Consider the following 9,342-nt stretch of genomic DNA (forward strand, 5'->3'; position numbering starts at 1 on the left):
ACGCGGACGCGGCCGACCTTGCGGCCGAACAGCACGTCGACGACGTTGACCAGGCCCAGCGACGACGAGTAGAGGTTCCAGTCGTTGATCTTGAAGATCGCGGTGGCGAGCACCAGGGTGCCGAGCACTCCCGACGAGGAGGTGACGATGCCGACGATGTCGGCCGAGGCCGTGGCGTGCGCCAGCAGCACCCCGATCAGCCCGATGAGGTACTCGCCGAGCGTCACGCCGATCAGCGTCTGCTTGACCACGTCGCCCGGCGTGCGGTTGAAGCGGGTCATGTCCGGGGTCATCAGCGCACCGAGGATGAACGCCCCGGAGACCAGTGTGGTCGCCGCGCCGAGCGAGAGCGGCGGGCCCGGCGGCGGACCGGAAACCAGTGCCCCGAGCGGATGACTGCCCAGTGTGTCCACAATGGAGTATCCGGCGAGGACGAGGAACGCGGGCACGGTCAGGTAGCCGACCCAGGCCATGAGGCGGAAGCCGTACACGGTGATGGTGGTGATCGCGACGCCGCCGAGCACGGCCCACACCCACTCCGGCACCGTCCCGCCGAGCGCGTGCATCCCGTGGGCGAACACGCCGTTCTGCACGCCGAACCAGCCCGCGAGGCTCAGCGCCACGAGCAGGCCGACGAGCGCGGATCCCTTCCGGCCGAACCCGGCCCAGCGGGCAAGCACGGAAGTGGACAGTCCCTCACGGACACCGGCGATGCCGAGCAGCACGGTGATGACCTCGAGCAGCACCGAACCGATCGTGATCGCCAGCACCGCCTGCCAGAACGTCATGCCGTACCCGAGCATCGCGCCGACGATGAACTGCTGGAACGAGGAGACCTGCCCGAAGCGCTGCACCGCCACCGAAGGCCACGACCGGCGGGCGTGCGCCGGGACGCGCGTCAACGAGTAATCGTCATGCCGGTTCGTCATCGGCCCGCCGCTTCCAGTACCGGTTCGCGCACGACAAGGAACCCCTGTCCGGGATGCGGCCGGAAAGCGAATTCACGATCGAAGAACTTCCGCAGAAAGGGCACCCGCTGGTGATAGACGAACATCGACCCGGTGTTCCCGGTGATCAGCCCCGAGGCCGCGAACAACGGCAGTTCGGCGAGAAAGTAGCGGACCGCGAGCCGCAGCGTTCCGTCATGCGGCACGTCGCCCAGTTTTCCCTGCAGGACCCAGGTGGAAGCGTTGTGGCAAGCGGAGCGGAATGCGGGGTCGGTTTCGAAGTGCTTCTCCACCTCGTGCGCGACGCGGCGGTAGGCCAGCATCTCCCGTAGCCGCGCCATACCGAGGATCCGGCTCGGTGGATCGGGCACGCCGAGCGTGGTCAACGCGGTGGTGATCTTGTTGTGTACGTGACACGACTGGCGATGCGCTTTCTGTTTCGCCCGCGCCGGCGAATAGCCGAGCGCTTCGAGTGTGTAGGCCGTGACATCGTCCGGCACGAAGAAATGGAAGTCGTCGAAATTGTCCGCCGTCCAGGCGGCGAGCCGGACCAGCCGTTCCGCGGTGAAATAGCCGTTGAACGGACTCACCCCGACGCAGGCGTGTGGTGTGCCCGGAAACAGCCGGGCACAGCCGGAGGACAGCGGACTCGCTTCGAACATGAGAGATTTCCACCTTTCCTGGTCCGGTTTCCCCGGTGTCCGCGAGTGGATGTGCCTACTGTCGCCGGAGCCCGGCAGGTCGGCTAATGCCAGGGGGCTATGCCTTCGCGGTCGCGCGAGCCCCGGACTTCGGAAAGAGGATTTCCTACTTTGGTAGGGGTGGCGATCACACTTTCGCCGGTGCACTCGCGGGTACTCCTGCCATACGGTGATCAGTCGTGGAGCTGGAACTGAAGCATTTGCGCCACCTCCAGGCTGTCGCGAAAGCGGGCAGCCTCAATCGCGCCGCCGCGCAGCTGGTACTCCCGCAGCCCGCCCTCAGCCGGGAACTGCGGAGAATCGAAGAGCTGCTCGGCCAGGCGTTGTTCGAACGCGAGCGCACCGGCGTCCGCCCCACCCCGTTCGGGCGGCTCATCCTCGATTACGCGGACGGGATTCTCGCCCGCACGGCGAGAATCGGGGCCGATCTGGCGCAGCGATGCGCGCAGCGCGCCAAAGCGTTGCGGGTGGGCTGGTCGGCGACCGCACTGGCCGGGCCCCTGCTCGACGCCTTGGACGCCACCGGCACCGGCGACCAGGCGGAGATCAGGACGGCCGAGTCCACCGCGGAAATCCTCAGCTGGTTCGAGCACGGTGAACTCGATCTCGCTGTCCTGTCCGAACAGTGCGAAGTGACGACACCCGCGAACACCGCCCGGATCGACCTCGCCGACGACCCCCTGCTCGTGATGCTCCCCGACTGGCATCCACTCGCGTCGAGACACTCGGTCCGGCTCGCCGAACTCGAACACGAGCGGTGGATTTCGTCGACGGGCCCCGACCGCTGCCGCGAGTTCCTCGCGCGGGTCTGCCACCCTTTCGGCTTCTCCCCGCTCATCGCGCACCACGTCCCGGTCTCCGGCCCCCGCGACGAGATCGTCCGCTATCAGGGCGACGTCACGCTCATCCAGACACTGCGCCCGCTCGCGCCGGGCGTGGTGCACCGGCCGATCTCGGACCTGCTGATGCGGACCAGTCACTTCCTGCTCTACCGCGAAGACAGCCCCATCGCGTCGCGGGCAGGCCTGCTGGCCGGGGTGATCCTCGACGCCTACCGGGACAGCCGCGGCCTGCACACCGGCCCGCGCGTGTTCCCCGCGCCACTGCGGCGGCTCGCCGCGCGCACGAACTGACCCGCGCCGGAGTGGACATCGAGCTGCGGCAGCTGAAGATCCTCACCGCCGTCGCCGAGGCCGGGAGCGTCGCGGCGGCCGCGGTCCTGCTCGGCACCACGCAGGCGAAGCTCGCGGTGCGGATCCACCGGCTGGAACGCATGGTGGGCGCCGAACTGCTGACCGAGGGACCCGCGGGAACGACGTTCACGGAAGCGGGCGAGGTGCTGCTCGCCCACGCCGCGGTGGTGCTGCCGCAGTTCGACCGGATGCTGGCCGCCGCGCGGGCGGGCGGCCACGCCCCGCCGGACCGGATCCGGATCGGCGCGGTGGCGACACCGGTCCTGCCGCAGCTCGTCCGGGAACTCGCCTCGCTGCGGCCCGGCACCGAACTGTCGGTGCTGATCGACGAACCGGGCACGGAACTGGCCACGGCGCTGGCGCGCGACGAACTGGACCTCGTCGTACTGCGGCAGAACACCGGCAGTGCTTCCCTGCCCGCCCCGCTCGCCTGGTCGTCGGTGGCCATCGAGCCGCTCGTCGTCGGCATCCCGCGGGGTCACGTGCTCGGCACCCCGGACGCGGTGTCACCGTCCGCGTTGTCCGGACATCGGTGCGTCCTGCTCGATCAAGCCGTCCAGCCGCTGACGCTCGCGGTGCTCGCGGCCTGCGCCGACGACGGCGCCGACCCGCGATTCCAGTACGCCACCAGCGAATGGGCCGCGCTCTGCCTCGGCCACGGCGCGGGCATCCCGACCGTGACCTCGCCACCGAGGACTCCGATGCCGGACACCGTCTACCGCCCGCTGCGCTGCGCGGCGACGACGTCGACGCTCGTGCTCGCCTGGGCACCCGGCGGACCGGCAGGCGGCTGCGCACTCCGTGCCGCCGAAGCCGCCGGGCAAGCGCATACCGAATACCTGCGCGCGCTCACCACCACGTGCCCTTGGTGATTCCGCCGGGCATGTTCCGTCCCGAGTGGACGGTGCCGAGGTCGCCACCGGAACGAGCCTCACTGGCGCTCCGCGCACATCGTTGATAATCTCGATTACGGTAATAATCTGGATTATCATTCTGGGGGACGACATGAGCGGGCTCGTCACGGACCGGCTGAGCGGATTGCCGGACATGGACCGGATCCCCGCTGTCGACGAACTCCACGCCGAGGTCGCCGCGCTCGCGGCCGAGCACCCCGGGGTCTGCCGGCTCCGCCGCATCGGCACCTCCCGGCTGGGTGAGCCGCTGCGGATGCTCTCGGTGGGCCACGGCCCCCGGAACGCGCTGATCATCGGTGGCCCGCACCCCAACGAGCCCATCGGCCTGCTCACGGTGCCGCACCTGGCCCGGCTCGTGGCCGAGGACCCCGCGCTGCGCGACGAGGCGGGCTACAGCTGGCATTTCCTCCCCTGCCTCGATCCGGACGCCACCCGCCTGAACGAAGACTGGTTCGGCGGTCCGTACACGATCCGGCACTACCACCGGAACTTCTTCCGCCCGGCCGTCCCCGACCAGCCGGAGTGGACGTTCCCCGTCCTGGACGAGCGGGCGTATTTCGACCGGACGCTGCCCGAGACCCAGGCACTGGCCAGGGTCATCGACGAACTCCGCCCGGTTTTCCAGTACTCCCTGCACAATGCCGATTTCGGCGGGGTCTTCTTCATCCTCAGCCACGACGTGCCCGGTGTGGCGGACGACCTCGCCGAGGTCGCGCACGCCCGGAACGTCCCGCTGTCACTGGGTCCGATCGACACGCTCGGCTGGCCGGCGGCCGCGCCCGCGGTGTACCTGATGCCGCCCGCGCGGGAGCTGGCCGCCGCCACCGCGCGTCCCGACGGATCCGCGCGGCTCGGCGGCTCCAGCGCGCACTATGCCGAACGGCACGGCACGACCACGCTGATCACCGAGGTGCCGCTGTGGCGTGACCCGCGCGCCGCCGATCCCTCCGCGAGCGGGCGTGCTTACGCCGAGGTGCTGCGCGAGAACGCGGCACAGCTCGAAGCGGACGCGCGTGCGCTGAGCACGGTGTACCAACGGGTTTCGCCCCAGCTGACGGTTTCTTCACCGATGCGCCCCGCCCTCGCCGACACCCTGGAGCACAGCTCGTCGCTGACGACCGCCTACGGCAGGATGGCCGGCGCCGTCGCCGGGCGGGAGGCGACGGTCGCCGAATCCTTCGCCGCGCACTGTGTCGTGCACATGGTGCGGCTTCGGTGCGCGGGGTTATTACAACGCCAGCTCGGCGTCGAGCAGGCCGCGGGCAACCGGCCGTCGATCCTGCGCGCCGCCGCCCAGGAGGCCTCCGGCCTGTTCGACCGATGGTGCGCGGACGCCGAGCAGGCCCTGTGTGCCGATCCCTTCCCGTTGCGTGACGTGGTCGCGGTCCAGATCGGAGCCGCGCTCGCGACGGTGCGGCGCCTCGGCGACGCCGTCGGCCGGGATGGCCGGTGAAACGCGCCGAATCACGACAGCGCAACAACACCGCGCTGATCGAAGCCGCGCTCGCCGAGATGGCCGCGCACGGCTACCGGGCCGCGCGACTGGAAGACATCGCCGCCAGGGCGGGCCTGACCACGGGCGCGGTGTACTCCCGGTTCGGCGGAAAGCGGCAGCTGCTCCTGGCCACCGTCGAGCACCTGGCGCGGCTCCTGCGAGACCGCCTCGCCGAGCTGACCGAACAGGACCTGACCCTCCACGAGGCACTCCGGGGTTACGCACTCGTCACCTACCGGCTCGCCCTCGACGAGAACGCCGCCCACTGGTACGCCTTCGAGGTCGAAGCAGCCGGTTTGGCCGCACACGACGAAGAACTCGCCGATGCCATCGCCACGCACGCGAGCGAGATCACCGCACTCCTCACCCATCTGCTCACCGGCCGCGTCATCGATCCCGGCCGCAGGCCCGCCCGCCGCACCACCCCCGCGCAGGCGGCCCGCCTCACCCCCGCCGTCCGCGCCCTCACCATCGGCCTTGCCCAGCAAGCCATCCGCACCCCGGACGCCGTCGCCGAGCACTACGTCGTCGATGCCACCGCCGCCCTCGCGCACCTGCTCGCCCCGTGAACCGCGGGACCGTCCGGCCCGTCCGGTCCGAAGTGGACGGACTGGCCGGCATGAGGTGCGAAACACGCCGGCCAGCCTCGTCCCCGCGACGTCGTCGACCAGCGTGACCATCCAGGGGACCGCGCGCCGGGACCGGGAACCGGGCATGACCACGCCGCCGAGCTATTGGCCCGCACGATATTCCCGTTGTTCTCCCGGAAACGAGCAGATCCGAGTCACGATCGACACCGCGGTGCCTCTCCCCCCTCGCTACTTCACCACACACACTCATCCGGTCACGGGCGGCGCCCGAAGACGACGGCCCTTTGTCCGGAATTCGAACTTTGCCCGGAACCGGAGGTTCTCCGGCCCGCTGACAATGATGGTGCCACCGGCTTCGCGGGACCGGCAACGGCAGACGGCCGTCCCGGACAAGCCGGGCTGTCCGCGCTGGTCAGGCGGCTGCCCGGACATTGTTCCGGACAGCCTATTGCCACTGCGCGCCGAATGCCGCGAGCATGGAGGTGTGGACGATACGGGCATTCACCCGGACGCCGCTCGCGACGCCGCCGAGTTCGTTTTCCTGCTGGGGAAGATCAAAGAACGGTCCGGGTACACCTATCGGCAGTTGGAAAAGCGCGCGGCCGACGCCGGAGAATTCCTGCCCCGCAGCACGCTGGCGGGTGCGCTGAAGAAGAACGCGTTGCCGAGTCCCCAGACGGTGGCCGCGTTCATCCGCGCCTGCGAGGGCGACGAGCGGGTGGCACGCTGGATCGCGGCGCGAAACCGGATCGAGGCGAACACACCGGGGCCGCCCGCGGCGGAAGCAGGCCCGGATCCCCGGCGCGTCCTCGCCGCCGATCCCGGCACCGCCCGCACCCCGCCCGCCGCCCCCGGCCCGGCGATGCGCGCGGTGCCGCGCCAGCTACCCGCCGCGCCCCGCCCGTTCGTGGGCAGGCTCGGCGAGCTCGCCCATCTCGACGCCGCGCTGGAGGAATCCCCGGACGGCACCGGAACGGTCATCCGCGCGATCGGCGGCCCCGGCGGCATCGGCAAGACCTGGCTCGCGTTGCGGTGGGCCCATCAGCACCTCGACCGCTTCCCGGACGGCCAGCTGTACGTCAACCTGCGTGGGTTCGACGCGGTGGACGACCCGATGGAGCCGGATCTGGCCGTCCGGGGTTTCCTGGACGCGCTGGGTGTCCACCACGACGCCCTTCCCGCGGAGTTCGAAGCCCAGGTGGGCCTGTACCGGAGCCTGGTCGCCGGCAAACGGCTGCTGGTGGTCCTGGACAACGCCAGGGACAGGGCCCAGATCGCCCCGCTGCTGCCGGGCGGGCGGGCCTGCGCGGTCCTGATCACCAGCCGCCACCGGCTCACCAGCCTCGTCACCACACACGGGGCCCGGCTGCTCGACCTCGGCGTGCTGCCCGAGGCCGAGGCCAAGGGACTGCTCGGCCGCCACCTGGGTGCCCACCGCCTCGCCGCGGAACCCGGCGCGGTCGCCGAGTTGCTGACCTACTGCGCGGGAATGCCGCTGGCACTGGGCATCGTGGCCACCCGGGCCGGCACGCACAGCGACTTCCCGCTGGCGACGCTGGTACGAGAACTCCGGGACAGCTCCGCACGGCTCGACGCCCTCGACACCGGCGACCTGACCGCGAACGTCCGTGCCGTGCTGTCCTGCTCCTACCACGCGCTGCCGCACGAGACGGCCGACACGTTCCGGTTCCTCGGCCTGGTTCCCGGACCGGACATCGGCGTGCTCGCCGCCTCCTCCCTCACCGCGCGACCGGCCGGCCGGACCCGGGTGCTCCTGCGGGAACTGGAGAACGCGAGCCTGCTGCAGCAGCATCTGCCCGGTCGCTACCGGATGCACGACCTCATCCAGCTGGACGCCGCCGGCCATGCCGGACAGGACCTCACCGAAGCCGCCCGCGACGAAGCGCTGCGCCGGTTGGCCGACTTCTACCTGCACACCGCCTTCGCCGGCCAGCAACTGCTGGATCCGCACCGCCCGCCGGCCCGGCTCCGGAACCGCGCGGCGGGCTGTGTCGCCCAGCCTCTCGAGGACCGGGAGACCGCGCTGGACTGGTTCGCCGCCGAACACGCCAATCTGCTCGCCATCCAGAACATGGCCGAGGCGCGGAACTGGCCCACGCTCGTCTGGCAGCTGGCCTGGGTCCTGTCCACCTATCTGTGGCGCCGCGGCCGCCTGCACGACGATCTCGCGGTGTGGCGAGCCGGGCTGGCCGCGGCGACCCGCATCGAGGACGCAACCTGCCTGGTGCGGGCCCGTCAACGGCTGGGCAACGCCTGCGCGCGGCTGGGCTTGCACGCCGAGGCACTCGAACACCTCCAGGAGGCCCTCGCGCTCACCGAACGAGCGGGCGACCACGCCGAGCAGGCCTACACCCACCGCATCTTCGCGCGTGCCTGGGAACGGCAGGGAAACGACGCCCGCGCACTGGAACACGCACGCTACGCCCTCCGCTTGTTCCGCGCCGCGGGCAATCCCTTCGGCCAGGCCCGCGCGCTCAACGACGTCGGCTGGCACCAGGCACGGCTGGGGCACGGCGAACAGGCCCGCACCCACTGCACGGCCGCGCTGGCGATGGCGCGGCAGCACGACTATCCCGAGGGTGAAGCGGCCATTTTGGACAGTCTCGGGTACATCGCCCACCACGCGGGCCGGCACCACCAGGCCCTGCACTACTACCTGCAGTCCCTGAGCGTGTACCGCAAACTCGGCCACGCCTACGAAGAAGCCGACACCCTCGAATGGCTCGCCCACACCCACCACGCCCTCGACCAGAGCGAACCCGCGCACAGCGCGTATCAGCGGGCTTTGGAGCTGTACCAGACACAGAACCGTGCCACGGACGCCGAACGCACTCGCCATCACCTGCTCGAACTCGGCCGGTGAGGCGCGACGGCCCGGTCCGGACGCGGCCGGAGCTCAGTGGACGTTGTGCCGGACCTTGTGCAGGACGCGGCGAAGGGCAGCGATCTCCGCGTCGTCCATCTCGAGTGCCTCGCCGAGCCGGCAGGTCATCTCGGTGCCGATCCACCGCAGGTCCTGCCCCGCGTCGGTGAGCTGGACCAGCACCGAGCGGTCGTCTTCGGGATGGGTGACGCGGACGAGGAGACCGGCTTTCTCCAGTCGTTTGAGCAACGGCGACAGGGTGTTGTACTCGAGCCCGAGTTCCCGCACGAGTTCCCGTATCGGCCGCGAATCCCGTTCCCAGAGCAGCATGAGGACCAGGAACTGCGGGTAGGTGATACCGGCTTGTTCGAGGATGGGCCGGTAGAAGCCGGTGATCGCGCGCGAGGTCGCGTACAGGTCGAAGCAGAGCAGGTCGGAGACCGCGGGAGGCCCTGCCTGAGGTGCGCTGTTCATACCGGTGTGGCTCCTCGCCTTTCGTGCTCTGTGCAGCGCCCGTCGAGGGGGGGGGGGCCCCGGGGGGCCGGGGGGGGCGCCCCCCCGCCCGCCGCACCGCCAGCGCGGGTCCCGGGAGACCCCCGCCCCGGGGCGGCCCCCCCG

Annotated in this window: 8 protein-coding genes; 5 read left to right on the top strand and 3 right to left on the bottom strand. The window is 70.7% G+C overall.

Annotated elements, in window-relative coordinates; genetic code table 11:
• A partial coding sequence (locus tag ACFWX1_RS37320; RefSeq protein WP_378394537.1) for a purine-cytosine permease family protein occupies positions 1 to 929 on the bottom strand: 929 nt, incomplete at its 3' end.
• Positions 926 to 1,609, bottom strand: a complete 684-nt coding sequence (locus ACFWX1_RS37325) for a tRNA-dependent cyclodipeptide synthase (protein ID WP_378394539.1) — start codon at positions 1,607 to 1,609, stop codon at positions 926 to 928. The genes ACFWX1_RS37325 and ACFWX1_RS37320, both read right to left, overlap by 4 nt.
• A gap of 218 nt (positions 1,610 to 1,827) precedes the next feature.
• On the opposite strand from ACFWX1_RS37325, the gene ACFWX1_RS37330 reads away from it, so the two are divergent.
• The 5 genes from ACFWX1_RS37330 to ACFWX1_RS37350 all read left to right on the top strand — a co-directional run bounded on the left by ACFWX1_RS37330 (position 1,828) and on the right by ACFWX1_RS37350 (position 8,724).
• The gene (locus ACFWX1_RS37330) at positions 1,828 to 2,781 is read left to right on the top strand and encodes a LysR family transcriptional regulator (RefSeq protein ID WP_378394540.1); all 954 of its coding nucleotides are present in this window, start codon (positions 1,828 to 1,830) and stop codon (positions 2,779 to 2,781) included.
• 11 nt (positions 2,782 to 2,792) lie between these two features.
• Positions 2,793 to 3,713, top strand: coding sequence for a LysR substrate-binding domain-containing protein (locus ACFWX1_RS37335; protein ID WP_378394541.1), 921 nt, complete (start codon positions 2,793 to 2,795; stop codon positions 3,711 to 3,713).
• A 133-nt stretch (positions 3,714 to 3,846) separates the two neighbouring features.
• Positions 3,847 to 5,208, top strand: a complete 1,362-nt coding sequence (locus tag ACFWX1_RS37340; RefSeq protein ID WP_378394542.1) for a M14 family zinc carboxypeptidase — start codon at positions 3,847 to 3,849, stop codon at positions 5,206 to 5,208.
• On the top strand, positions 5,205 to 5,819 hold the full coding sequence (locus ACFWX1_RS37345) for a TetR/AcrR family transcriptional regulator (RefSeq protein WP_378394543.1): 615 nt from the start codon (positions 5,205 to 5,207) through the stop codon (positions 5,817 to 5,819). The genes ACFWX1_RS37340 and ACFWX1_RS37345 overlap by 4 nt, the downstream gene beginning before the upstream one ends.
• Before the next feature lie 505 nt (positions 5,820 to 6,324).
• Complete coding sequence (locus tag ACFWX1_RS37350; protein ID WP_378394544.1) at positions 6,325 to 8,724, top strand: ATP-binding protein; 2,400 nt, start codon at positions 6,325 to 6,327, stop codon at positions 8,722 to 8,724.
• Positions 8,725 to 8,757: 33 nt separating this feature from the next.
• Here ACFWX1_RS37350 and ACFWX1_RS37355 read toward each other — a convergent pair whose 3' ends face one another.
• On the bottom strand, positions 8,758 to 9,198 hold the full coding sequence (locus ACFWX1_RS37355; protein WP_378394545.1) for a MarR family winged helix-turn-helix transcriptional regulator: 441 nt from the start codon (positions 9,196 to 9,198) through the stop codon (positions 8,758 to 8,760).
• Positions 9,199 to 9,342 lie beyond the last annotated feature (144 nt).

It is taken from the genome of Amycolatopsis sp. NPDC059021 (assembly GCF_042739895.1).
In the GTDB taxonomy this organism is placed as follows: domain Bacteria; phylum Actinomycetota; class Actinomycetes; order Mycobacteriales; family Pseudonocardiaceae; genus Amycolatopsis.